This is a genomic window from Paenibacillus chibensis (assembly GCF_004001045.1).
GTDB classification, from domain to species: domain Bacteria; phylum Bacillota; class Bacilli; order Paenibacillales; family Paenibacillaceae; genus Paenibacillus_AQ; species Paenibacillus_AQ chibensis.
Window position 1 is genome coordinate 105429 of record NZ_BIMK01000009.1, and the last position, 25621, is coordinate 131049.

Annotated in this window: 26 protein-coding genes; 2 read left to right on the forward strand and 24 right to left on the reverse strand. The window is 49.4% G+C overall.

Going from position 1 to position 25621, the window contains the following annotated elements:
* Window positions 1-9 precede the first annotated feature (9 nt).
* Window positions 10-999, reverse strand: a complete 990-nt coding sequence (locus tag PCH05_RS09150) for a ring-cleaving dioxygenase (protein ID WP_127602079.1) — start codon at window positions 997-999, stop codon at window positions 10-12.
* A gap of 227 nt (window positions 1000-1226) precedes the next feature.
* On the opposite strand from PCH05_RS09150, the gene PCH05_RS09155 reads away from it, so the two are divergent.
* A complete protein-coding gene (locus tag PCH05_RS09155; RefSeq protein ID WP_127602080.1) occupies window positions 1227-1868 on the forward strand; it encodes a DedA family protein in 642 nt (213 codons plus the stop codon).
* Between the two features lie 90 nt (window positions 1869-1958).
* Here the strand turns inward: PCH05_RS09155 and PCH05_RS09160 are convergent, their stop codons facing one another.
* The 19 genes from PCH05_RS09160 to PCH05_RS09250 all read right to left on the reverse strand — a co-directional run bounded on the left by PCH05_RS09160 (window position 1959) and on the right by PCH05_RS09250 (window position 19443).
* Window positions 1959-2606, reverse strand: coding sequence for a TVP38/TMEM64 family protein (locus PCH05_RS09160; protein WP_164766592.1), 648 nt, complete (start codon window positions 2604-2606; stop codon window positions 1959-1961).
* Between the two features lie 2 nt (window positions 2607-2608).
* Entirely contained in the window at window positions 2609-3772 is a 1164-nt protein-coding gene (locus PCH05_RS09165) for an MGDG synthase family glycosyltransferase (protein WP_164766593.1), read from the reverse strand.
* A 209-nt stretch (window positions 3773-3981) separates the two neighbouring features.
* On the reverse strand, window positions 3982-5778 hold the full coding sequence (locus PCH05_RS09170) for an LTA synthase family protein (RefSeq protein ID WP_127602083.1): 1797 nt from the start codon (window positions 5776-5778) through the stop codon (window positions 3982-3984).
* Window positions 5779-6451: 673 nt separating this feature from the next.
* A complete protein-coding gene (locus tag PCH05_RS09180) occupies window positions 6452-7114 on the reverse strand; it encodes an S-layer homology domain-containing protein (RefSeq protein WP_246049429.1) in 663 nt (220 codons plus the stop codon).
* A 124-nt stretch (window positions 7115-7238) separates the two neighbouring features.
* Window positions 7239-7940, reverse strand: a complete 702-nt coding sequence (locus tag PCH05_RS09185) for a DNA alkylation repair protein (protein WP_127602085.1) — start codon at window positions 7938-7940, stop codon at window positions 7239-7241.
* Window positions 7941-7994: 54 nt separating this feature from the next.
* Window positions 7995-8603: a DNA-3-methyladenine glycosylase family protein gene (locus PCH05_RS09190; protein WP_127602086.1), complete on the reverse strand. Its 609-nt coding sequence runs from the start codon at window positions 8601-8603 to the stop codon at window positions 7995-7997.
* Window positions 8604-8648: 45 nt separating this feature from the next.
* On the reverse strand, window positions 8649-9467 hold the full coding sequence (locus PCH05_RS09195; protein WP_127602087.1) for an SPL family radical SAM protein: 819 nt from the start codon (window positions 9465-9467) through the stop codon (window positions 8649-8651).
* Window positions 9468-9521: 54 nt separating this feature from the next.
* Complete coding sequence (locus tag PCH05_RS09200) at window positions 9522-10064, reverse strand: methylated-DNA--[protein]-cysteine S-methyltransferase (RefSeq protein WP_281278752.1); 543 nt, start codon at window positions 10062-10064, stop codon at window positions 9522-9524.
* A gap of 17 nt (window positions 10065-10081) precedes the next feature.
* On the reverse strand, window positions 10082-10660 hold the full coding sequence (locus tag PCH05_RS09205; protein WP_127602089.1) for a bifunctional transcriptional activator/DNA repair enzyme AdaA: 579 nt from the start codon (window positions 10658-10660) through the stop codon (window positions 10082-10084).
* A gap of 203 nt (window positions 10661-10863) precedes the next feature.
* Window positions 10864-11379 (reverse strand): DinB family protein, encoded by a 516-nt coding sequence (locus tag PCH05_RS09210; RefSeq protein WP_127602090.1) that lies wholly within the window; start codon window positions 11377-11379, stop codon window positions 10864-10866.
* A gap of 87 nt (window positions 11380-11466) precedes the next feature.
* On the reverse strand, window positions 11467-11988 hold the full coding sequence (locus PCH05_RS09215; RefSeq protein ID WP_127602091.1) for a cysteine hydrolase family protein: 522 nt from the start codon (window positions 11986-11988) through the stop codon (window positions 11467-11469).
* Between the two features lie 200 nt (window positions 11989-12188).
* On the reverse strand, window positions 12189-12356 hold the full coding sequence (locus PCH05_RS27235) for a hypothetical protein (protein WP_164766594.1): 168 nt from the start codon (window positions 12354-12356) through the stop codon (window positions 12189-12191).
* 46 nt (window positions 12357-12402) lie between these two features.
* Window positions 12403-13332, reverse strand: a complete 930-nt coding sequence (locus PCH05_RS09220) for an alkaline phosphatase family protein (RefSeq protein WP_246049430.1) — start codon at window positions 13330-13332, stop codon at window positions 12403-12405.
* A gap of 5 nt (window positions 13333-13337) precedes the next feature.
* Entirely contained in the window at window positions 13338-13964 is a 627-nt protein-coding gene (locus tag PCH05_RS09225) for an undecaprenyl-diphosphatase (RefSeq protein WP_164766595.1), read from the reverse strand.
* 101 nt (window positions 13965-14065) lie between these two features.
* Window positions 14066-15460 carry a HAMP domain-containing sensor histidine kinase gene (locus PCH05_RS09230; RefSeq protein WP_164766596.1) on the reverse strand — a complete coding sequence of 465 codons (1395 nt, stop codon included), beginning with the start codon at window positions 15458-15460 and terminating at the stop codon, window positions 14066-14068.
* A gap of 14 nt (window positions 15461-15474) precedes the next feature.
* Window positions 15475-16149, reverse strand: a complete 675-nt coding sequence (locus PCH05_RS09235) for a response regulator transcription factor (RefSeq protein WP_127602094.1) — start codon at window positions 16147-16149, stop codon at window positions 15475-15477.
* Window positions 16150-16374: 225 nt separating this feature from the next.
* Window positions 16375-17268 (reverse strand): DMT family transporter, encoded by an 894-nt coding sequence (locus tag PCH05_RS09240; protein WP_127602095.1) that lies wholly within the window; start codon window positions 17266-17268, stop codon window positions 16375-16377.
* A 121-nt stretch (window positions 17269-17389) separates the two neighbouring features.
* Window positions 17390-18232, reverse strand: a complete 843-nt coding sequence (locus tag PCH05_RS09245) for a metallophosphoesterase family protein (protein ID WP_127602096.1) — start codon at window positions 18230-18232, stop codon at window positions 17390-17392.
* A 167-nt stretch (window positions 18233-18399) separates the two neighbouring features.
* A complete protein-coding gene (locus PCH05_RS09250) occupies window positions 18400-19443 on the reverse strand; it encodes an acyl-CoA dehydrogenase family protein (RefSeq protein WP_127602097.1) in 1044 nt (347 codons plus the stop codon).
* A 148-nt stretch (window positions 19444-19591) separates the two neighbouring features.
* On the opposite strand from PCH05_RS09250, the gene PCH05_RS09255 reads away from it, so the two are divergent.
* Window positions 19592-20443, forward strand: coding sequence for a class I SAM-dependent methyltransferase (locus PCH05_RS09255; protein ID WP_127602098.1), 852 nt, complete (start codon window positions 19592-19594; stop codon window positions 20441-20443).
* 55 nt (window positions 20444-20498) lie between these two features.
* On the opposite strand, the gene PCH05_RS09260 is transcribed toward PCH05_RS09255, so the two are convergent.
* The 4 genes from PCH05_RS09260 to fdhF form a co-directional block, all read right to left on the reverse strand.
* The gene (locus tag PCH05_RS09260; RefSeq protein ID WP_246049440.1) at window positions 20499-20831 is read right to left on the reverse strand and encodes a metal-sensitive transcriptional regulator; all 333 of its coding nucleotides are present in this window, start codon (window positions 20829-20831) and stop codon (window positions 20499-20501) included.
* 108 nt (window positions 20832-20939) lie between these two features.
* Window positions 20940-21761, reverse strand: coding sequence for a VanW family protein (locus tag PCH05_RS09265; RefSeq protein WP_127602099.1), 822 nt, complete (start codon window positions 21759-21761; stop codon window positions 20940-20942).
* A gap of 143 nt (window positions 21762-21904) precedes the next feature.
* A complete protein-coding gene (locus tag PCH05_RS09270) occupies window positions 21905-22444 on the reverse strand; it encodes a helical membrane plugin domain-containing protein (RefSeq protein ID WP_127602100.1) in 540 nt (179 codons plus the stop codon).
* Window positions 22445-22446: 2 nt separating this feature from the next.
* The gene (fdhF, locus tag PCH05_RS09275; protein WP_127602101.1) at window positions 22447-25398 is read right to left on the reverse strand and encodes a formate dehydrogenase subunit alpha; all 2952 of its coding nucleotides are present in this window, start codon (window positions 25396-25398) and stop codon (window positions 22447-22449) included.
* Window positions 25399-25621: the final 223 nt, after the last annotated feature.

The following is a 25621-nucleotide window of genomic DNA, read 5'->3' on the forward strand; positions in this document are numbered from 1 at the left end:
AGTCCCGTATCAGTCCCGCACCGGCCGGCCATTCTTCGTATCGAGGGGCTTTAACAGCTTTTCGATGTGCTCCCTATGGCTTTCCAAAAATGGCGGAAGTGCAAGCGACTCACCCAATGTGCGGATATCCTCGTCCGTATCGAAGCCTGGACCGTCGGTTGCAAGCTCATACAAAATACCGTTCGGTTCTCTAAAATACAAGGATCGGAAATAAAAGCGGTCCACGAATCCCGAATTTTGCAGTCCCGCATCGTTGATCCGTTCAATCCACTGCCGCAGCTCTTCTTCATTGTCAACACGGAAAGCGACATGATGCACACTTCCGCGCCACGGCCGTTCTACTGGAATGTCCGCTCTTTCTTCGACATGAATTTCCGCTCCGGTTCCCCCTTCTCCCGTTTCGAGTACGAGAATGTCCGGTTGTCCCTCAATGGTTGAAGGATATTGTCCCTTATGCCGGAAGCCCAGCACACGGACAAGCACTTCTATCGAAGGTGCTGCTTCTCTCACCGTAATTTTCACCGGACCCAAACCAACAATGCCATGCTCCGCAGGAAGCGTACTTATTTCCCAAGGTATACCGCCAGGAACACCCTCATTCATTTCATCCGATACCAGAATGAGCCGCTGCTGCTCAAAATCCCTGAATGCAAGTGTTGCGCGTCCTGCCCGTTCCGTGATCGGCTCATGATCAACACCTTGCTCCTCAAAGCGCCGCTTCCAGTATTTCAGGCTGTCGTCAGTCGGAACCCGTAGCGATACGGAAGATATGCTGTTCGTTCCTTCGTAATTCCGCGCAAGCATCGGAATTTCAAAAAAGGTCAGATCCGTGCCGGGATTCCCTTTTTCATCCGCATAAAACAGATGATACATCGAAGGTTCATCCTGGTTTACCGTCTTCTTGACCAGTCTCATGCCAAGCACCTTGGTATAAAAATCGAAATTGCGCGGTGCATCTGTCGTTAATGCCGAAACATGGTGTATGCCTTTCAGCTCCATTCCAGAAGCCTCCTTCATGATCGTAATATGAACTACTGGTTCGCGATTAAGAATGTCCGCTCATTTTAACATGATTGCCACGTAAATGAAATCAAGCGCAAACCGCCTGACAAACACACAAGCCTCCGCAGAGGCTTGATTCTCATGGTTTTCTAATGATCCCTGCTTCCGTTCGCGTTATGATGAAGTGAAACTCCAGGAATGACAATGGAAAGAAGGAAACGTAAATGCTGCATCAAATCATGGATTTCATCTCATCAATTGCTCAATCTCTCGTTGATAAGCTCGGCATTGCAGGGATTTTCGCGGGAATGGTGCTGGAAAGCGCATGTATTCCCCTGCCCAGTGAGGTGATTATGCTAACAGGCGGTTTTTTCGTGCATCAGGGTAAATTCCCGTTATGGGAAGTCGTCGTTGCAGGCACCGCAGGGAATATTCTGGGATCGATCATAACGTTCTGGGCCGGTGCCAAGGGCGCCCGCTCATTGCTTGATAACTATGGAAAATACGTGCTGATCAACCGCAAGCATATGGAACAAGCGGAGAGATGGTTCTCCAAATACGGTGAACGTACCGCGCTTATTTCCAGGGTACTGCCGTTTGTCCGGACGTTCATTTCCTTACCTGCAGGTATTTCCGGAATGAGCTTTCCCAAATTCATCATTTATACGGCCATCGGCTGCATCCCTTGGAATCTGGGCTTGACGTATGCCGGCTATATGCTTGGGGCAAACTGGTCGAAGGCTGAGCAGTATATCCACCCGGTTACCTATGCTATCGCAGCCATCTTGATCGTATGGATCCTCCTGTTCGTATGGAGAGTTCTCCGCAAAAAAATGTCCGGTAAAGCTGTAGACTCTGACAAATGATAAGGGAGTCCTGCACACCGGGCTTTATATTCCCACAATAGCCGTCAATACAAAAAAACCGCCTTCAAGGCGGTTTTCGTCTTTTCATATTCAGTTTGCTTTGAGTGCAGCTTTCGATGTGCGTTTCTTAAGAAACCAGGCCATTCCCGCTAGGAGAAGAAAGATGGCACAGCCGATCAATCCCCACGTCATCGAGCCCTTGCGAAAACCGGCATAAAGCACGCTCATCGCTACGGTGTGCGGCAAAATGCCGAGGCTCGTCGTCCATATAAAACTCCACATCCCCGCTTTCAAAATGCCTGCCGCGTAATTCACGAAATGATAAGGAATCAAGGGCACAAATCGTACCAGCAGCAGCCCCTTGTGTTCATGATTCGCAAGCCATTGCTCCATCTTGTGCAAATAAGGGTCCATTCGATGATTTAACAATGGTTTGGCGAGCCACCATGTCAGGTAATAGCCCGCGACTGCACCTAATAATCCGCTGATCCATAAGATCAATCCGCCCGTGATCGGACCGTAGATTTCCAGAATAACCACGGCGATAAATTCACCCGGAATCGGCAGCATGTTCGACAGTGATTGAAATAGGGTGATGACAACCATGCCAACGAATCCCCACTGCCGGACTGAAGCGATCATCCGCTGCGCGTCACCGGTATGCAGAAGATAGAGACAATACACAATCATCACAGCAATGCCCAGCAAACCGAGTATACTCCAATTTCGTTTTGTCATTTTCATCTTTTCAGTACCTCGGTCGGATATGCCATATGAAGATTTTGTTGATCCAGCGATGATAAAATATCTTCAACGATGAGCTCGGCCGCTGCTCCTTTTCTCATACCAGCCATGCGATGTCCCATTCGTTCCTTCGCGCCTGGGAATGAAAGAAAACGGCAAATCTGCTCGCCCAGCTCTTTGGCATCGTATGATGTCTTTGCCAATCCATGCTCTGTAAAATAGATGGCATTCTCCCGCTCCTGTCCTCCAAATGGCTTAAAGATAAAGGCAGGAAGCCCTAGCACCAGCGCCTCGGATAGCGTCACCCCTCCTGCTTTGGTCACGATGCAGCTTGCGGCAGCCATGAGCTTAGGCATGTGCTCGACATATCCGTAGATATGCACATGCGGGTGATCGGGAAATAATGAATTCAGTTTATGAGCCAATTTATCATGGCGCCCGCAAACGAGATCCATCTCGCAATCCCCCTGCTCCAGCAGGATGTGAACCAGCTCGGTGATATGATGAAAGACCGTGAATGATCCGGCCATAATCAGAACTCGCTCGCTGCACGCTTTGTCCTTCTCATGGACTGGCGGCGAAGCGGCTGAAGTTTCATAGAACGCGGGCCGTACCGGAATTCCGGTCACATGTATATGTTCCGCTTGCGTTTCCCGGTAACTGATCAGTTCATTTTTCAAATCCTCCGTGGCCACGTAATACTTGGCCGTATCGGGATGAATCCAGCGTGAATGAAGCGTGTAATCCGTAATGACCGTAAATGCGGGAATCGAATATTCTTTCCCCATCTCGGTGACCGCGCCAAAAGGAAAGGTATTGATAATCGCGTCGGGCCGGGACTGTTTAATCAACTCCTGTATTTTTCTTCTGCCAATCGTGTTCAGATATCGCTGTACCGACCCTGCCGGGTTGTAATCCCGGGTCGCGTAATAGCTCCAGCCATAGTAGTCAAATCCGAATTGGGATGATACGGTGCTCATTTGATACAGTTTTGTGGATACCGAATGTAAGATCGGATGTGCTTCCTTCATCAAATCGACGATTTGTACATGGTGGACTTGATGTGAGCGGAAGCTGTGCTCCAAGGCGCGGGATACTTGCAAGTGCCCTTCTCCATAACCGGCTGTCAATATCAAAATACGCTGACGACGGATGTACACAAGAATCCCTCCTTTGAACTCAACTGAATGATCTATTTCCAGTATAGATTCCGTACATGAGAATTCTATTAAAAACCTATGCTTTCCCAAGGGATGATATGGACAACTTTGTAAAATATCCGTCTCCATTGTCGCGTATGAAATACGATTTTACACTTGGCTATCTTTATTATTACAAAAAAAACCCGCCTGATTCGGCGGGTCATGCATCAAAATAACAGGTCTTTCGAATAATTTTCTCCCTCGAGCATATCGTATTCCACTAATCTGTAATCATTCAGCAGTGCTTTTTGTTCGGCAGTCAGCTGCGTCAACACGCCTGAGGAACCGATCCGCACATTTTTGCTGAGACCGGGAATTTCGGATTTAACTTGTTCAAGCAGTCTATAATAAGGAGGAAGCTTTTGCCCACTCATCTGGAAAATGGTCGGCCCGATGAACGCAGGGCTGTGCGTACCCACGGACTGTTTGCCGATATCGAAGTTCGCCAGGTACATCAGCTTGGTTTCATGCTTCAATCTCGGATTGGCATCCCACCCTGCTTGCGTATAAATGCCCGCGGACAGCGCTGGCAGATGATCTCCCCAGAAAACGACGATGGTCGGGCGCTGGATCGTCTTCAGCTGTTCGCTTAAATAAGCGAGAGCCTCATCGGTTAATTTGGTGTCATGCACATAGGTTTCGAGCTCATCTTTAAATTCCGGCTTTACTCCATCGACCGTTATCGTATTGGTTCCATTCAGACCTTTGGTGAACGGAAAATGATTTTGCATCGTAACCAGGTGAAGGAAGGTTGGCTTGTCCGATTTTTTTAATTCGCTGACCGCTTCCTCAACGGCAAACTTGTCCGATATATAACCGCTCGGCGTAAAACGTTCGGCGTCCTTCAAATCCTTTTCACTCGTAAATTGATCAAAGCCCAGGATCGGATATACCCGATTGCGGTTATAGAACGTATCATCAAACGGGTGCAGCGCTTTGGTTTCATAGCCTCTCGCTTTAAGAATGCTGACGATAGAGGGCAGTGACGACATTTTTACGATTCTTTGCTGATAAGGGATCGACCCGTCCTGCAAAAAATACATGGACATGCCGGTCAAGGCTTCAAACTCTACGTTCGCCGTATTCCCTCCAAACTCCGGTGAAAGCAAAAATCCGGACGGTGTCGAGTTTTGCTCCTGATGAATGAATTTCAGCGGGTCTTCACTGAAGGTATAGCCCGGCAGGCGTGTCGGATCGAAAAAGGCTTCATCCATCATATACATGATGTTCGGCTGCTCTGCTGGCGCATTCGCATTCATATTCGTATCGTCAGGCAGCGCGCTGTATTTTTGGGCGATGGCCTCGATGGCCGACCGACTATAGCCGTCAGGCTTTTCCATCAGCTTTTGCTTCAAATTGCCTGCGAAGGCATAGACAAAACCGTTTTGGGTGTAATTCACCTTTTGATTCCATGGAATATTTTGATACTTCATGGAGATGGCTAGAGCGGTTTGACCTCCAACCATTTGGAAAAAGCCAAAAATGACCGCTGCGGATACAATGATCATCAGGAACCGCAAAGGCAGCTGAATTCTGATTTTCGGCAGCTTGTACACCACATAGACCAAGAGCGCAATCAGGATTACCGCCGCGATCACGGCGTAGGGCGAAATCATGCCCTTCGTGATTTTACTCAATTCCTGCGCATTTTTGACCTGCCGTAAATCCCAGGGAAATAAAGGTTCCCCCGTCGTCCCCAATTTTTTGTAATTGGCTACGGCAATGACAAAACAAACGAGGGACGCGATCAAAGCACCCGTATACACATTGGGCAGCAGCGCGCTGCAAACAAGCAGGACAAAAAAGAAGAACAAGCTTCCGGAAATATAAAGCCAATAATATTGCGATATCCAATGAAAAACGCTGCCAAAATTTCGTAAGGAAGCGGCCTGCATAATGAAATTCAGCACGAAACCGCCAAACAGCAGCAGCAGTACAAGAGCCCCCATACGCTTAGACGGCATAAACAAACGAAGCACGAGTATCCTCTCCCATCTTTTCCATACAAAATGAACTCATTCCGTTAGCTCAATTCATATAGGCGAACAGTATACGACAACAATCTTAAAATGACATTAAAAAACGATAGACAGGAAAATAAAAGCATATAAAAGGTTGACCTTCATTTTCATGAAGAATCAACCTTTTAAGGTTATAGCATATATTCTCATTTTCGTAAACATTTGAGACCTTCATCGACTAATATACTCTACCGCCAAAACAACCGGAAGCGAGGATGATTACCAATAGAATAAACAGCACCAAGATTGCACCAGGGTTGCGAAATGCTCCACCTACCTCAGACATCGCCATGCACCTCCTATTAACGATTTCACGTTATTCTATGAACGGATGCGTGCGGATGATTGGCCGAATTTACGAGGTTAATCAACCAAAATTACGCAAATTCATATAAAATGCATCCATCACACAGCTTCATTTGTACGCTATATCATAGACCAGGAAGGTTATAAAAAAACGTCTATCGACGTACCTTCAAAGAAGACAGACTGCGATTAGCTAAAGTTTTTCTTGCGATTATAGAATGGTTCAGCTTTGCTGAAATTTATAAATTCTTTAATCTTAAAAAAAGATATCCCGCTGCCTAAACGGCGGAATATCTTCTTATGCATTTCCTTACTTGATTGCTTTGTCCTTGTGGCTTTCAACGAATTGAACCGCATCGAACACCATTGCTGCCGCTTCATCCCGTTTCATGACATGCTGAGGATTGAAGTTCTGGTTCTCGTCCAGCGAGGTAATCTTGTAGATCAGCGAACGCTGTATGGTTCCTTGATATGGAGGCGTAATGTCCTGCTCATCATGGATCTGGATAAAGATTTTAATCAGCGGGTACTCTCCGGTTTTCTCCAGCGCCTGAACCAAAAGATGCGTGAACTGCTCCTTCGTCATCGGCTTCTGAGGATCGATATCCGCCGGGATATCCAGGCCATTGTAATGTCCGTTGATGAACGCCTGCGCGAACCAGGCATCATTCCTGATGTTACTGAACAAGGCTTTAGCTTCCGGCGCTTTATTGAAATCGATGCTGGCCAAGCTGAGCTGCATCGAGTCCACGATCATCTGGATTCCCTGCGCATACGTCAGTACGGCTTGCGGTTTGAATTCCTGCTGGTTCATGCCATGCAGAATTCCTTTATTCTGTAAAGCTTCAATCTGCGTCTTGTACGCGGACGTCGTCAAATCTTTGAAGGAATCTGCTGCGAACGTGTGCTTGGGATACAGCATGGTCGAAGATAACAACGCGGCCATCATAGCTATACCTATCCATTTCTTCATGGTTACCGCCCCTTTTTGTTACTATTTTCATTTGATATCTTTGACGGGGGCCCATCAAGAAAAGTTGCAAGCGTAACGCCTAATTTGACGCGCTTAAAGGTATGGCTTCCAGCAAAGTAACGCGTCAGGCGTGCGGCGTGGCGGCTTTTCGCTTCATGCTTCGAATCCGCTTCTTCGTCTCCGGGTCGACGCGATAGGATTCCGCAATCTTTTGCAGCGCCTTGTTGTACGTAAAATCATCTATGCGCGCAGATTGAAGATATGCGAGGGTCGGATCAGGCAGCTTGATATAACAGATCGACAGCGCCCAAGCCGCTGCCATTTTGACATAATAGCCTTCATGATCGATCGAATCGATGGCGAATAGAACCCGGTCGATATATGGGTCATGGACGAAATAATTCAGCAGCATGACGAGGCCAAACCGGATCTCATATTCCTTGTCGGACATCCAGTAAGGCTGCAGAAACTCCCATACCCGATCCTGCTCTTTTTTGGCGAACTTCAGCCCTGTACAAAAGCTGTCGCAGACCGACCAGTTATCGATTTTAGGCACAAAATCGGCCACGAATTGCAGCTTCTCTTCAACATCCGCTCGAATGTATCCAATTAACATGCCCTGCAGCATGATTTCTTCAAAATAATCACTGGGCGCTTCCCGTAAATACCCCCGCCAGTCTCCTGACGCGATCTTCTTGGCAAGCTTGCGAAGTTCAGGCAACCGGACGCCAATTATATTGGATATGTTCGGAATGAGCGCCGACGAGAACTTCCGGTACTCCTCGTCTGCCAATACAAGCAATTCCTCGCGAATATTAAAATCCATAAGTCATTCTCCTTACCTGATTAGCTTGCGGAACGATCGATCCCGGGACAAGCTCTATCCATTCGAAATTTCCCAAAGATAAATCGAAGCAACCGAGCCGAAAGGCGAATAGCGTTGCTTATAATAGTCGAATTGCTTTTTGCTCAAACTGTCCATGCCGTACAGCTTCATCATCCCGCGCCGGATGGCGATGTCCCCCCAACTGACGATGTCAGGCCGCTGCAGTGAATGCAGCAATAGCATTTCGGCCGTCCAACGCCCGATTCCCTCGAAAGAGGTCAGCCGCTCAATGACGATTTCATCAGGCAGCAGCCGGAGATCATCCAATTCGATCTCATGGTTTGTGATGCGCTGAGCGATGCGGTGAATGCACTGCGCCTTTTTCATCGTTATGCCGCAGGTTTGAATCATATCTGGCGTGCTAGCCGCTACGTCTGCAGGCGTGATGACATCCAGAACATTCTGCAGGCGGATCCACGCTGAACGGGCAGCCTTGACGGAAATCACCTGTCCGATCACCGCATAAATCAACGCTTCGAACAAATCCGGCATGACAGCACGTTCGATTTTACCGATGTGGCCGATCGCTTCACCCAGAACCGCATCCGCCTGAATCAAACCGTTTATTTCCACATCACCGTATTGAAAAAAGGAAGATTCCATATCCGCTGATTCCCGCCGCCTTTCCTGCTTCGTCTTGCCTCCTAATCAAGGCTCAAATCCTTCCTGGCTGATGCGCACATGCTCTGGAGGAAAAACATGAAGGAACCGCTCCACCACCCGCTTGTAAGCATCAGGCTGATACCAGTCGGATAAGCCCAGCTCCTCATATAAGCCTTTCAATCCAAGTCTATGGGTTCTCTTGCCACCGCTTCCGTCCCCCATATAATAATCATCAATACATATCCGGTCCACCACGTTCAGCAGCTTGTCCGGAAAGTTCTCACTGCTGGGCAGTACGGGCGCGATCGTTGCCTGTGCCGGTATTCCGGCCGCTTTGATGACTTTTAGCGTTCGCAGCCTCGCTTCAATGGAGGGCGTACCGGGCGTAAAATGACGGCGTATAGGCTCGAGGTCGGTTTCAATCGTCATGCTGACTCTTACACGGTCTCCAAGCTGCGTCAGTAAATCCACATCCCGTTTGACCAGCGGGCTTCGGGTTTGAACCAGCAAAAAATCGGGTTGTATCTGAACCATGACCTCCAGGAGAGATCGGGTAATACATTCTTTGGCCTCAACAGGCTGGTAGGGATCGGTGCTGGAGGACATGAAAATCGTGACTTTCCCTTTGCTTTGGGCTCGGAGCAGCTCACGCCGGAATACCTCAGCGGCGTTTTTCTTCACATCCACCCAGCTGCCCCATGGCAAACCGCGGAAGATCGAAACAGGCATTTGCCGAACGTAGCAGTATGAGCATCCAAAGGAACAGCCCGAATATGGATTTAATGAATGCGTATAGCCCGAGAGGAAACCGGTTCCTTTATTCAGCATCGATTTAGGTATTTTATGTTCAATCTTATATGCCATAAGGACTCCTTCTAGGGATCAATCCCATCATGCCATCCGTTTCTATAGTTGCGCTCATTTTTCCCGGACTTGAACACGAGCGCTCTCCCTTTCGAGCTGGAGCAGTCTCGTCTTCATCTCAAGCCCCCCTCTGTAACCGGTCAGCGCGCCATTCTTGCCGATAACGCGGTGGCAGGGGATCGAGATCAGCACCGGATTCGCGCCGATGGCGGTGCCTACCGCCCGGACCGATGCCGGCTTGCCAATCTGGTGGGCAATGTCCGAATAGGAGCGGGTTTCTCCGTATGGTATATGAAGCAGCGCATCCCATACCGTTTTTTGAAACGCCGTTCCTGACAAATCGAACGGAATGGAGAAATCGGCGAGCTTTCCTTCCATGTACTGGCAAAGCTCTGCAGCATAAGCCTCCATAACCGAATCATTCCGCTCCAGAATGTAACGGTTGAAATGCTTCGATATCCATGTTTCCATTTCCTCAAAAGGCTGGTTCGCCGAACCGACGTAACAAAGCCCCCGTTTGGTAGCTGCAATATGCATGTTCCAATCCTTGTACTGAAGCACCGTCCAATACATGATTTGTTCCGATTGTGCTTGCAAATCGAACACCTCCATCGTTAATCCTGATCTTCATAAGACTGTCGTCTGTACTCGGCAGGCGTGATCCCTGTTTTCTTCTTGAACTGAGCAATGAAATAGGAGGCGTGAGGAAAACCGACCGTGACTCCGATATCAGAAACGCTCATGCCGGTACCCAGTAAATATTGTTTGGCTTTGCCGATCCGAATGTTCATCAAATATTCCGCCGGCGTCATATGCATCATTTTCTTGAATGTCCGGTGCAGGTGATACGGACTTCCATGGCATTCATCAGCCAAGTTGTTCAAGGTAAGTGACTTCGAATAATTTTTGTCCATATACTCCATCATGACCGCGACCCATTCCTTATCAGGGAGCCGTTCACCGGTAGGCTTGCAGCGCTTGCAGGGCCGATATTCTTCCCTTATCGCCTGCTGCGCCTCGCGGAAAATTCGCACATTGTCGCGATTGGGCACCTTTGACTTACAGGAAGGCCTGCAAAAGATGCCGGTAGATTTGACCGCATAAAAAAATGTATCGTCGTAAGACGCATCATTGTGAATAATCGCCTGCCACTGCTCATCGGTCAGAAACTCTGATGCCTGTGTCCTTGTCATCGATGATCACCTCTTCAAACACATTATATCCCGAAAACGGCCGGAAAGATGATTTTCGCGAATGTAAAAGCAAGATTGTGATATGAGTGTCATACCTTTGCTTCCTCATAGAAAAACGGGAGGCTCTGTCAAGAACCCCCCGTTTTTGCATGACTGCACGACCCGAATCGCAGCTTAGTGGTATTGAAAACGACGTTTGTACCTTACGCCAGGTACTTATCCCGAATGATGTTCACATGATGAAGCTCATGTCCTGCCAAGATATAAGCCCAGGCCCGGGCCGAGGATTCGCGGCCGGCGACATTTCCCGTACGGGTCCAGGCTTCATCAGGCAGCCCGCGCAGCAGAGCTATTGTAGCGCGGCGCACGTACGTGTACTCGGCGAGAAGATCCGGGAGGGTTACTGTCTCAAATGGGGCTCCATCCATCAGTATATCCTGGTCATATCCAGGCAAAGGCGTCTGGTCGCCCCGGGCAATCCGAAGCAATCGGTAGCTCATGATCCGCTCGTTGTCCGCAATATGGCCCAGAACCTCCTTCAAGCTCCATTTTCCCTCCGCGTAACGATAATCCGCCTGCTCAGCCGTCAAGCTTGAGAAAAGCTGATCCGTTTCCCGTAGCTGATGTTCCAGGATTTCCACGATATTCCCCTCTGGAACCAAGTCGATATATCTCCCGAAATACTCGTTATACTCTTCGAATGAAGGCCGGTTTGCCATGAATGAACACTCCTTGTTTTGCACATCGTATATTATTGCTCACATCCGGCGGGCATTTCAAAATATAGCCTCATAATTCTATATGATTTAGAACGAAATTTGAGACGCTTCCTCCAGCGTCGCATAGGAACGGAACTTACCGTTATACTCTTCAATAATTTGGGCAGCCGTTCGTTCGCCTTGGCCCCAAGTGCTATGCGCATTGCTGACGACCGTGACATCATAACCGAGCTCGCTGGCGCGTCTACTTGTCGCCTCGATACATATATCCGTCTGGATGCCGGTGATCACGAGACGTTCGATGCCCCTCTCTGTTAATACCTCCTGCAGCTCCGTTTCATGAAAAGAATCCGGGACACGCTTTTGGATAAGCAGCTCCCCTGGCTCCGGTGCGATGGAAGGATGAATTTCCCAATCGGCCGTACCCGTTTCCAGCTGCTCACCGGGACCTTCATTATGCTGAACGAAGATGACCGGAACGCCGCTGTCTTTTGCCTGCTCAATCAAACCTTGAATCCGCTCCAACAAAATATTACCGTCATATACCGGATCTGTCTCCGGAAACATGCCAACCTGTACATCTACGACTAGAAGCGCGGTGCGGCTCATACGACCATCCATCTCCTTTTAAATGAAATGAGGGTATACTTCAATCTGTATTCATATGTATGTGTGTAACATTATAACAGGAACGCTTGTTCCTGTAAATCAAAGATTTGTATCCCTGACCAATGCGCCAAATCAGTATTTTATCCACCCCAATAAAAGGCCGTCGATTAGGATTATCGACGGCCTTTTATTGCATGAGGCTATTCTTCTATGGAAGGGTCAAGACCAGGGATGACCAAAATATGATTCAAAATAAACTGCTGCTGTTTCTCGGATAAATCCGAGCTTCGGATCAGCTCTTTAATCCGGTCTTCCAGTCTGTGCATCGTCTGCAAAAACATGTCCATATCTTGAAGCTGTTCGTTCATACGGTTCATCTCCCTTTAATGCGAACTGGATATGAAATCGAGCCATTCAAGGTTTCCACAAGTTCAGAATAGGCTCCGCCTTGGATGTCTCCCCTAGATACGGCAGGTGATAGAAGTCCTCCAGCAAACGCAGCACGCTTAAATGGGTGATCCGCTGGTCTAGCTGAGCCGCCTGCACCTTCTCTCCAATCATCAGGGTCGGAATATGGTTCCGGCTTCCGTAGTCATCTTCATCCCAGGTCAGTATGAACAGGCTGTTATGCTTCTTCGCCCACTCTACATAACCACCCAGGTTGGACTTCAGCCAAGCGTCTGCCGAGCTGATGCTTCCGTCATGCATGTCATGATCCAGATTTGGAATGACGAATGAAACCGTAGGAAGCAGATGATAATCCTTCGGAAAGCTGGCCAGCGTCATGTTGGCGGATTGGGGCACATTTTTGAAGTTTACCCAAGGACTGTGTTTTCGGCCATACTTTCCATTCGTGCAAACCGTTGAACCCGTAGACGGCAAATCCTCGGAATATCCCCCGAAGGTATACTTCGCTCGAATTAGCTCGCTTGCCAGGTTTGGCGCATTTAGCGTATGCCCGCAAGAGTCATTTGTAACAGCCTGGTTGGAGCCTGAGAAAAGAATCAGGTAATTCGGCTGACTGGGATGGGTATTGGCATAGGAATTCGTGAAGTACGCTCCCTGCTTCACCAAGGCGTTCATGTAAGGTGCGGCAGCATTCCCTATAATTTTTTGCTCGGAATGGTTTTCCTCGACGACGATGACGATGTGATCCGGAGCGTCCTTGATCGTATTCCGGGACTTAGTCTGGCTCTTGGGATGGGGCTGAGTAGTCTTTGCCATGTCTGCAGACGAATGCTGGCCTTGATCCTTCTGGGAATCGGGACCCTTGCTGCCCTCCAGGCTCGTACAGGAACACAGAACGAGGATCAATAATAACGCTAGCGGTGTTGTTCGCTTCATAGCAGTCACTTCCCCTGGGCGGCAGATTTTTGTTCATTCCTTTTGGAACCGGGCCAAATTTTTGCTTCGAAAGTCTCATAGATCTGGATACATCCGAGCATGCAGCGGGATAACAAACGTGAGCGGCTGACAGCTGAATGCACACCGCAAGCTACCAGAATACCGATGATTGCTCCTCCAATAATATCTGTTGGATAATGCACGCCTGCCCATACCCGTGAAATGGCAATCAAAGCTGCTAATATCCACCACAGTATCCCTTCTTTTCTTCGGTAAATGCCGATCGACGTTGCTATGACAAATGCCCCGAGCGCATGGTCACTTGGAAAAGAAGCGTTGACAGGGTGATCGATCAGCTGCAGCACCGCATGGGCGACAAAGGGACGATTCCGATAAAAAAGATGGCCGAGAATCCAGCTGAAGGCCAGCCCAATGCAGAGTGAAACAGCAGCCTCAATAACCATCTTCCGATGGTTCCCTTTTCTCATAAACCAGTATGCTAATAATCCGATAAAGAAAACATAGAACGCATCTTTGGCTAAAAAACGGATCAGCGGATTAAGCATAGGAGCGGTTCCAGCCCACTCGTTAATAGCATGAAATAATTGGTAGTCCATCTGTTCGATACTCATGTACATTCTCCTTCTGTAGGTCTGCTGCACCGGATCACCTTCCGGCTTTTTATACCTTACAGGAGAAGGATGAGATTTTGATGAGAAAGATTGGAATGAGGCTAGCCTTCTTGTTGGTCAGGCAAATGAACGTCCACCCGTGTCCCCTCATTCTCCACGCTGATCATCTGAATATCGCCCTGATAGTGCTGCACGAGATTTCTGGCAATCGACAGTCCCAGGCCTGTACCGCCGATTTCCCGGCTGCGCGCTTTATCTACGCGATAAAACCGGTCGAAAACATACTGCAGCTCTTCGGAGGGGATGCCGATGCCATGATCCTGGACGACGATGCTAACCATGCCCCGTTCAGCCCGGGAACGGATGTTGATCCGTTTATCATCTTCCGAATATTTAATCGCATTATCCAATATGATCAAAAGAATTTGTTCAAAATGCAGCGGATTGATTTTCACGAGACAGCCTTGTTCCGGCAGATCCAATTCAAAGGCAAAATCCGGATGCAGGGCTTCCATCCGCTTAACGGTCTGTACCACAAACGGTGTAATCCGTACAACTTCGATATGGTCCGGCAGAGGTAAACTTTCTGTTCCCGTTAAGGTGAGCAGCTCCTGCACGAGTCCTTTCAGTCTGCGTACCTCCTGCAGCGAGGCTCCAATCGATTCCTCCAGAATGTCCGGATCCTTTTTTCCCCACCGGTTCAGCATGTTCAAATGGCCTTCCAGAATCGTAATCGGTGTACGCAGCTCATGGGAGGCATCGTCCACGAATTGCTTTTGCTGCTTGAAGGAAATTTCGAGCTGATCCATCAGCTCATTGAACAGCCGGATGAGCTCTGAAAGCTCATCTCCGTTTTCTATCACGGCAACGCGTTCCTGCAGGCCTTTCTCTTTGACATTTTGAATCGTCCCTGCCAGTGCCCTGATCGGCCGCAGAAATTGCTTGGCAATAGCCCATCCGCTCAAAGCGCTAATGCAGACGGCGAGTACCCCTCCGATCACCATGACCAGCAGGAGCGTTTTGTTGAAATGATCAAAGGTCTCCAGGTTGCTGGCAATTTCGATCGTCCCCTGAACCTTCCCGGATGAGAAAGGACTCCGGTACACGAGGATATGATCTTCATCATGCCGGATATCGAGCAGCTTCTGCCCATTATCCGCAGCGGGGCGAACCCACTCCGGATTAAAATGGCTCGATACGAGCAGCAGCTCCTGACCGTCGTGGTTCAGGATCCGAATCATTTGATTTTTGCCCAGCATGTTTCTCATATAGGATTTGGTTTCATTATCTCCGAAAGAATCCACCGTGCCCGTTTTATCTTGAACAAAGGCCTGAACCTGGGACATCATCGTATGCAGCGTATCCTGCTCCTGCTTCATCATCCAATTTTTCAGCACCAAATACTGCGAAAAATTGTAGGTCGCAAACAGCATAAAAATAAGCAGCGCCGCACCAAGCATGAGCTTCCAAATCATCGGCAGCTTTTTTAGCAGCATCGTTATCCGTCTGGTCATCGCAGTACATATCCCATTCCGCGGACGGTCTGAATCATGCTTTCTTCACCTTGATCGTCCAGCTTATTTCGCAAATACCTTACATATACGTCAACAACGTTGGTTTCAACCTCCGAATCGTATCCCCACACCTGATCCAGCAGCATATCTCTCGTCTGCACCAGATTCGGATGCTTCATAAAGACGGCCAAAAGATCGAACTCGCGCTTGGTCAGCACGACGCCAACTCCATGATGCTCCACCGTTCGGGCATTCAGATCCATCGTCAGCCCACGGAACGCGATCCGCTCCTGGCTTTGCCGGTCCTCCAGCTCGATCCTGCGAAAAACCGCACGCATGCGCGCAAGCAGTTCCTCGATATCAAAGGGTTTGGCTATATAGTCATCCGCCCCGCTGTCCAAACCGGAAACCCGGTCCTCCAGACGGTCTCTGGCCGTCAGCATGATCACGGGAGTTCGTTTGACCGCACGGATTTTGCGGCATACCTCCACGCCGTTCATTCCGGGAAGCATGATGTCCAGCAGGATTAAATCCCATTCCTCGGAAAGTGCAAGACTCAGACCGCTGTTTCCGTCATACGCGCTTTGGACGATAAACTGCTCATGCTCCAGCTCCAGCTGAATAAAACGCACAAGGCTTTTTTCATCTTCTATAATTAATATTCGCTTCATCGTTTTCTCCTTTTATGGCTGCCCTACGGACTCATTATAAATGAGAAATATGAAAAAGGGATGAGAATATTTTGGGGCAAAACTCGCACATCTTAAACCTCATAGGCACTCTAGCATCAATCGGACCCGTTAGGATAACCTCCGGCAAAAACAAAGAGATCCCCGTTTCCGGAGATCTCCTGGTTCAATCACGCTCGAACTAGCGCATGCTTCGCCCCTTATCGCTTAAGCTGGGGATGATGTCTTATCCGTTCTGCGGAATCGGACATTTACGAGAATGATGCTGGCAAGAATCAGCAGCAAGCCGACCACCAGGTTAAACGTCACATGCTCATGGAAGAACATGACGCTTGAAGCAATGGAAACGAGCGGTATGAGAAATGTATAGGAGCCGACTTTGCTGGCTTCACCCTCATGGATTAGTTTGAAATAAACATACCAGCCGAGCGCTATGACGAATATGGCAATGAATATGGTATCCGCAATGAACGGCAGATTCCATGTTATGGCTGACCAAGATTCCAAGCCGCTTCCGCCTGCCAACAATATGACGCCCCCGATCGTGATTTGCATCGCGGTGAGCCACAGTGAGTCGACTTTATGGCCGATCTTCTTCACGTATACCGTTCCGAGTGCCCAAGTTAAAGCCGTGATGATCGCTAGAATAATGCCGATCGTCGAAATATTCCCCGTCATTCCTCCGGCGCTCATCGTCGCTACGCCTGCGAAGCCGATGAACAGGCCCAGCATTTTCTGTCGTGTCATGCTTTCCCCAAGCCAAAGCCAGGAAAAGAGCCCAAGCAGCACCGGCTGCAAAAATACGATGGCGGAGAAAAGACCCGCAGGCGTGTACTGCAGACCGATGGTCTGAACGCCATAATACAGCACGATACTGAGCAAAGCCGATATTAGATATATGGGCCAGTTCCGGCGGAACTGAAGCTTCTTATACTTTGGCAGAGCCACGATGACCAGCAGGAGTCCCCCGATGAGAGCACGGAGCCCGGCAAAAAGCACAGGCGGTGTATACTGCAGCGCATACTTGGATAATGGCCAGTTAATTCCCCACACCAAGATCAGAAAAGCCAGCAGCAGAACCGTCTTATGATGTTGACGCATCTCAAGTTCACTTCCTCCAACAAAATCTAGACATGGAGAAAATTATACGCCCATATGTCTAATGCGTCATGTGTTTTTTCTGAAAACGTTATGATTAAGTCATGCTTCCCTGCCCCTCCGGTTATGAAATGACCGGTTTCTCGAGCTTCTGCAGCAGCAGTTCACGGTCTTTTTCCTTGCCACGTGCATGAGGCGTCGGCGAGAAATGCTTCATATGCTGGTGAAGTACCGGGGCACTGTCGAGAACGCGCGGGTCGGTAACATCGACGGCCGTGATTCGGATGCATTCCTCCCCTATATCGACCAGGCGGAAACCCGGTTGATCAAGACAAGCAGACATTTGCACGAAGGACCAATCCATCTGCTGGACAATGGAGTCCATGTGGATATGTCCGGTAAAATATATGCCGATCCCTTGATTACGGTTGAGAATGTTCCAGATGTTAATGGTCGGATGAATGGAGCCCATGTCCCGATCCGACCCGGCTGTTGTCCGGTAAACCGGGTGATGCCCGAATACAAGCAGCGGTTTAGTACCGGATTGGACGACTTTTGTATCCAGCCATTCCAGCTGTTCGAAATCCAGCCAGCCGCCCCAATCTGTATAATCCATCTCTTTGGCCGTGTCGAGGAAGACTAGCATCGCTTCATCGGTTTCGAGCATATGGTAGCGCTGCTGACCGGTCGTCTCCAGTACGTTCTGTCTGGGCTGTGCGTATAAATCATGATTGCCGAGGACGTGGATAAACCGCTTGCCCGGCTGGCCCAGCAGCTCATATACTTCCTTCAGCTCTGAGTTCAAGCCGTAATTGGTCAGATCCCCCATCGAAATATACAAATCGGCGTCCAGACTCATAAACTGCTGCAGCACATTGGAATAGAATGCCGAACGGGCTTCAGCCAGCCCAGGAATCGCGGTGTCGATTTCGTGGTAATGCAAATCTCCGATCAAAGCCAGTTTCATTCCATTCTCTCCCTCCGATATAGGATAAATCCTCTCCTTCCTTCATCATACAAGCCGAGTATTATTGATCCGTAAATTATTCGATCGTTGTTTGTAAAAGAAATATGCTCCGGATCAAGCTCCTGCCGAAAAAAAAGAAAACGGCTATCAGCCGTTTTCGGAATACACTATTCGCGCAGCAGCGCATGCTGGCACGCGGTCTGTAGGTCTCTCCACGTTCGATTCACATCGGTATCCTCCATGCATGCCGCCAATCCCAGCTGCGGAAACAGGCGCAGACCACAGCCTAACGATGTTCTGGCAGCCGTAACGCACTCGAATGATATGCGCTGCTCCATCTCCGGCGAAAGCTTGCCCTTGTGTCCTAGTTCCTCCCAGGACTTGTCCAGCACGAGATAAAAGGCTTCCTTCTGGCGGGCGAACTCCTGCTTCTGATCCTCCAGCGCAGCTAGAACCTGCTCTTTCCCCCGTTCCCGAAGGTGCTGCTCCGCCAATTCCACAAAACGATCTGCAAGCCCCATCGCCACGCCGGCAAACGAGGTTTGCGCAAAAGGAAGGAACGGATAACGGTACAGCAGCTCATCCTGATGCGACCGCATCTCATCAAAGGAAAAGGTCATTTCCTCGGGAATGAATGCCTCGGTGGCCACCATGCTATGACTTGCCGTGGCCTTAAGTCCAAAAGTATTCCAATCCTTAATAATCTCAACCTGTCCCGGCTCCATAATGATCGTGACAAGCTGCCGCTCGGCTCCGGAATCTGCCGAATCTTCCTGCTCGAGCACTGTATTCGCCGTAAAGGTTGTCGCATGCGTGGAACCGCTGCAGTATTTCCAGCGCCCGCTGACCCGGTATCCTCCTTCCACTTTCCGTGCTGTTCCGGTCACGGCCCCGCTGCCTGTAATGACGGCATGCGGATCAGCGAAGACTTTACGCCCGATCTCCTCCGTCATGAATGGAACGAAATACCCGCCGCCCGCTCCAATCGTAACCAACCAGCCAAAACTCCCGTCAATTCGGGCGCATTCCTGAAAAATGCGGATCGCTTCCGGCAGCGAAGTCATATTCCCCGCCAGATCATCGGCAACGAACAGGTGAAACAGCTTTTTATCGTATATGTACTGGAGTGCTTCCGGGGTAATCTCTCCTTCCTGCTCCATTCGACTGGACTGGGCACGGATGAGGTCAATTTCCTGCTGCGTAAATCTCATGCTACCACCGCTTTCTCTGTGTATATAAAATGAACGAATGAGGTTTAACTCGCGTATGATTTCTATTCTACCATGAACCAGCTAGAGAGTGGATTCCTGTATAATGATATTCATATCGGGTAGCGAAACCTGAACAAGGAGGGATTCCATGACAAACGATGTGACTGGCTTCATAACTAAATGCATGGCTTCTGCCCAAATAAGCGGCGGGGCCGCCGTCCAAATGACTCAGACCGAGCATCGCATTAAATTAACGCGTTTCTGGGGAATACATGAAGGCGCCAAAGTGCTTGAAATCGGTTGCGGTCAAGGTGATACGACAGCCGTGCTTGCTTATTTTGCAGGTTCTACCGGTTTGGTGCATGGAATTGATATCGGACCCCCAGATTACGGGGCACCGATCACGATCGGCGATTCCGCCGATTACTTGATGAAATCCCCTTTGGGACATCAGATTCACATGGAATTTGAAGTTGATATTCTGTCATCCGACACGGATTTTCCGGATGCCTTTTTCGATTTTGTGGTCTTTTCCCATTGTTCCTGGTATTTAAGTTCTCCAGAGGAGCTTTTGAAGCTATTGCGGAGAGTACGAGCGTGGGGCAAACAGCTTTGCTTTGCGGAGTGGGATACACGGGTGCAGCGGATCGAGCAGTATCCTCATCTTTTGGCCGTACTCATTCAAGCCCAGTACGAGTCCTTCAAGAACAGTAGCGAATCCAACGTTCGCACGCTTTTCACGCCATCCGACATCCAGCGGTTCGTCCAACAAGCGGGCTGGACCCTGGTTCAAGAAGCATCGATATCATCTCCTGAGCTTCAGGACGGTCAATGGGAAGTGGACAAGGTTTTGCTTGATGCAGAGGAAGAGTTCCAAGGGATTCCTCATCTGCCGGCTAAAAGTCTGGATCTCCTCCGATCTCAAATTCAGATGCTCAAGGATTCCACCGCTGGGCGCGATATCCAATCGCTTCCTGTTTACGCCTTCTCAGCCGTCTGAGCCGTTATTGCAGCTGACAACACAAAAAAGGCCGCCCATGGCGGCCTTTTACGTTTTACTTGATCAATTTGTTCATCGTCGTCATAAGCTCCGTTAATACTTCCTGGTCACCTTCCTGGATGCGCTGGACCACGCAGCTTTTCATGTGATGCTCCAGCAGCAGCTTCCCCACACCGTTCAATGCGGATTGTACGGAGGCAATCTGATTCAGGACATCATCACAATACGTATCCTTTTCAATCAGTCCCTTGATGCCTCGAACCTGGCCCTCAATGCGGTTCAAGCGGCTGATTAGACTGTTCTTTACCTTCTCTGAATGATGACTCTTTCGTTCCGAATGGTCACCTGAGCAGGTATCCGTGTTATGTTCCGTATTCGGGTCCATCATATCCGGTACCGTATTCATGCGATTCGCCTCCTTTTCCTTTCCTTCTATTATACTCGGCATCGGGATCTAAACAATCCTTAACCTGAACGATGTGAACCGGTCTACAAATCAGCTTCCGGACTCCAGGAACGGCTGATACATCATCAGCGCCCGGTTTTCAGTAACGAATTCATCGGCGACCAGCTCGCCGTCCAAGTTAAATATTTTCCGGTGAATCCGGTTATAGCGCTCATATCCTCCCCAATAATGCTGTGAAATCCGGTGCTGCTTTTCATAAATTTCATAACGGTAAAGCGCCGGCTTGGTTGATCTCCACTCCCCCGTTAACATTCCATCCTCCATCCCGAGGATGAGCTGATAAGGTTCATCCGTCGTATTTTTGATCCGCAGATCCAGGTAATTATAGGCGCAGGTCGCCCCGCTTCCGAACGGCTGCGTCCGGTTGGCATCCGGAAAAACGTCATAGCTGTGACGATGCCTTTCGGTGACCTCAAGCGGGGTATGCAGTGTGATCCAATAGAGAAGATTGGACAGCTGACACAACCCGCCCCCAACTCCCGGTTTAAAGCCGCCGTAAAATAGAACCATGCCTTCCACATACCCCTTGCGCCGATTCGGCTTACCGATCAGCTTCCAGTATGACATGGTTTCTCCAGGCATGATCGTCAACCCCTGAAGCCGCTCCGTTGCAAGCTTCAAATTGGTGACTTTATTATGCTGCATCCACATATCTACGTCCTTCAGTTGTCTAAGCATGGGTGTCCGATGTTCCGATATCCGGTAGGGAAGCGGCTCCTTCGTTCTTTTATGGGCAAATCGAACTGAACCAAAGCTCCATTCCCAATATCGTTTTCCCCTGTAATACGCCGTCCCCAGCAGCAATCTCCATTTAGACCTTCGAATCGGCTTGCGGATCGGTGTTGCTTCCATACACTCCGGTGCCTCCCATTCGCTTGAATTGAGGTTATGTATACAAAAGGGGCCTATATAATATAGGTCCCTTCGTTGGATCATGCTGATTTCTTCCATCATATCACATGAATTCTCATCATAGAATCTTTTCTGAATTCGGACTACATTTCATCCATAATATCCTGCTTATCCTGATTCATTTCTCGGTTGACTTCCTGCTGTGAATTCCCAAGATGCTGCCCCATACTCTTCAGGAACGTGAGCAGCATCGTAATCGAACGATTCACATCCTGATCCTTCATCATCTTAAGCAGATCGAAAAAGCCCTTATTCTCCCCATCCATATCCACATCTAGCGATTTGTTCAAACCGTGGCTAACCGCATTCATGGTGCGCTGCACTTTTTGGGGCTCCAGCGTCCCCAGAAACTGGAGGCCGGATATCACGTTTTTCATTACGATCGGCATGCCGGAAACTTTAATGAAATCGAACGCGTACGGCAGAACCTTTTCGCGGTTTTTGACCATTCCCTGCACAATTTCCAAATATCCCGCTTCGTACATTTCTTGGACAATGTCCATAAACATCAGCAGTCCCGGATGGCTTTTGGCAGCCCCCTCCGCGAGACGCTCCATTTCTTGGGCTCGTATTTCCGCTTCCGTCGGGACCTTGCGGTTAATGCGAGTGATTGGATTTGCCATGGTTAGACCTCCTCTCTCCGTACGACTTCGGCAACCTGTACAAAATCAGGCCGGTTCCACTTGTCCTCCACGCGAACGCCGATTTGCGGGTTCCGCTGCGTATCGATACGGTGATTGGATTTAGGCAGAGGAAGCTCGCCGTCATAGGATAGCACTTCCATGGAGACGGCCGTTTCCTTATAGTTCGGCGTATCCGTCACTTGATCATGATCGCTGCTGGTCAAAAAGTTAATCGCCTCGTTACGGCTGTCCGTATTCATCGGAAGGTATAATTCGTTGCCCTTCACACGATTCGTCACCAGTACAGGCAGCTTGACCGATCCTTCCGGCGACGTCAGACGCACGATTGCTCCGTCCGAAATACCGCGTTCGATTGCAAGCTCCGGCGAGACTTCAAGCCACGCTCTCGGTGCTTTATGTTTCAGGCCTTCGGATTGGTAGGTCATATTCCCTTCATGGAAATGCTCCAGCAAACGGCCGTTATTGATATGCAGGTCATATTGCTGATCATACGCATGCGGTGGCGTCCAATCTACAGGGAACAGCTTGGCTTTGCCGTCTGGAAAGTTAAAGCTGTCCTGATACAAGAGCGGCGTATCGGTACCGTCAAGCTGAACTGGCCACACCTGACTATTCCACCCTTCCAGGCGCTCATAGCTCACCCCCGCGAATAGAGGAGCCAAGACGGATGCCTCATCCATAATTTCGGAAGGATGTTTATAATTCCAATTGGCTCCCATTGCATTGGCCACCATTTGAATGATTTCCCAGTCCGGCTTGGAATCGCCCATCGGCTCAAAGACTTGATAGAAACGCTGAATGCGTCTTTCCGTATTCGTGAACGTTCCGTCCTTCTCCAAGCTTGGCGCCGCCGGCAGAATTACATCCGCATATCTTGCTGTCCTGGAGAAGAACACATCCTGCACAATAAAGAACTGCAGCTTGCTGAAAGCTTCGTCAACCAGATTGGCGTTCGCGTCGACAAGAGCCATGTCTTCGCCGAACAGATACATGGCTTTGATCTTGCCCTCCATAATGGCATCAACCATCTCATGGTTGTTATAACCGGTATGCTTGGGAAGCTCCACGCCCCATGCGCGTTCATAACGTCCGCGAATCTCGTCGTCTTCAACCGATTCATAACCCGGAAAAACATTCGGCTGCGTTCCGAAATCGCAAGCTCCCTGTACGTTGTTGTGTCCACGCAGCGGATAAGCTCCCGTGCCCGGTTTGCCAAAGTTGCCTGTGACCAGCTGCAGATTGCAGATAGCCGTGCTTGTATCCGTACCGCCCTTATGCTGGGTGACGCCCATCGCCCATAAAATGCATGTCGAATCCGACTCGTGAATCATCGTTGCCACTTGAATCAAGGTTTCTTTGGATATTCCGGTCATCTCTTCCGCAAATTCCAGCGTATACTTTTGCAGCGATTGGACAAATTCGTCATAGCCGTTAACGCGTTGTTGAATATATTCACGAGCTTCCCAGCCCTGATCAATGATGTATTTGGTCACGGCGTTCAGCCATATCAAATCGGTGCTGTGCTTCGGATGGAGATGAATATCGGCGCGCTCCGCCATCTCGTTTGTCCGCAGATCCGAAACGATCAGCTTCTGGCCGTGAAGCTTGTGGGCCCGCTTGATCCGGGTCGCGAGAACAGGATGCGATTCCGCCGTATTCGCTCCGATGATGATGACAAGCCCTGCACTTTGGATGTCCTGAATCGTACCGGAGTCCCCGCCGTATCCTACCGTCCGCAGGAGCGCTTTGGATGCGGGTGTCTGGCAGTACCGGGCGCAGTTATCCACGTTATTCGTGCCCATGACGGCCCGAGCGAATTTCTGGAAGATGAAGTTCTCTTCGTTGCTGCACTTGGACGAGGCGATATATCCGATCGAATCCGGGCCGAACTGCTCCTTCACGCTGCCCAAATGATGAGCGATGTAGTTCATGGCTTCGTCCCAAGTGGCTTCGACGAACTCGTCCCCCTGCCGGATTAACGGCTTCGTCAACCGTTCTTGGCTGTTCACAAAATCCCAGCCCCATTTGCCTTTGACGCAGGTTGAAACCCCGTTGACCGGTGCCTCTTCGTTAGGCTCCACTTTCAGAATATGCCGGCCCTTGGTCCATACCTCGAAGCTGCAGCCGACACCGCAGTAGGTGCATACCGTTTTTGTTTTTTTAATGCGCGAATCCCGCATCGAAGCTTCGATTTCAGATATTTTGAAAATATCGCGGTAACCGGGCTCGACTTCCTTCGTGAGATCGATCATCGGTTCCAATACATCGGCAAAGGTTCCGGTCAAATACCCGGCTTCACCGATCATGGATTTCTCCATCAAGGCGTTGCATGGACATACCGTTACGCAGTGTCCGCAGGAAACGCAGGAGGATTCGTCGATCGGAACATCCTGGTCCCAAATGACGCGTGGATGCTCTCGGCTCCAGTCAATGCTGAGCGTCTCGTTCACCTGCAGATCCTGACAGGCTTCCACGCAGCGGCCGCACAAAATGCACTGATCGGGATCGTAACGGTAAAACGGATGCGTCATATCCTTTTCATACGGCTTTTCTTTGAACTCGTATTTCTGATGGTCGAGCTCAAGAAACTCCGTCGTATTATGTACTTTGCAGTTTCCGTTGTTGTTATCGCAAACCGTGCAGTACAGCTCATGGTTTTCGAGAATGCGGGACATCGCTTCCTCCTGGGCATTCTTCACCAGCTTTGTATCGGTGCGAACCTGCATTCCAGGCCGCACCTCCGTCGCGCAAGCGCGAATCAATTCCCCGTCCACTTCGACGAGACAGGTATCGCATGTCTGAATCGGACCCAATTGTTCATGATAGCAGACGTTTGGAATATAGGTATCCCCGGATGCCTGCAGGATGGTTTGACCCGGCTCTGCCTTGTAGCTCTTGTCATTGATTCGGAAAACAAACGATTCTGCGTTCATTAAGGTATCACCTCATTAAGTATTCTGATATGAAAAAAGGAGCCGAACAGATATGTCAGCTTAAGAATAGTTACACGTGAATATTTAGCTTGAATCAGCCTCATAGCCCACCGGAATACAAGCTCAGGAGTCACGTCCACTTGTTATGCGTCACTTTTTTCTCTCATCACATGCAAAAAAGCCCGTCAGCACGGACTTTTCAGTAAGCTTTGAAGAAGCTTTG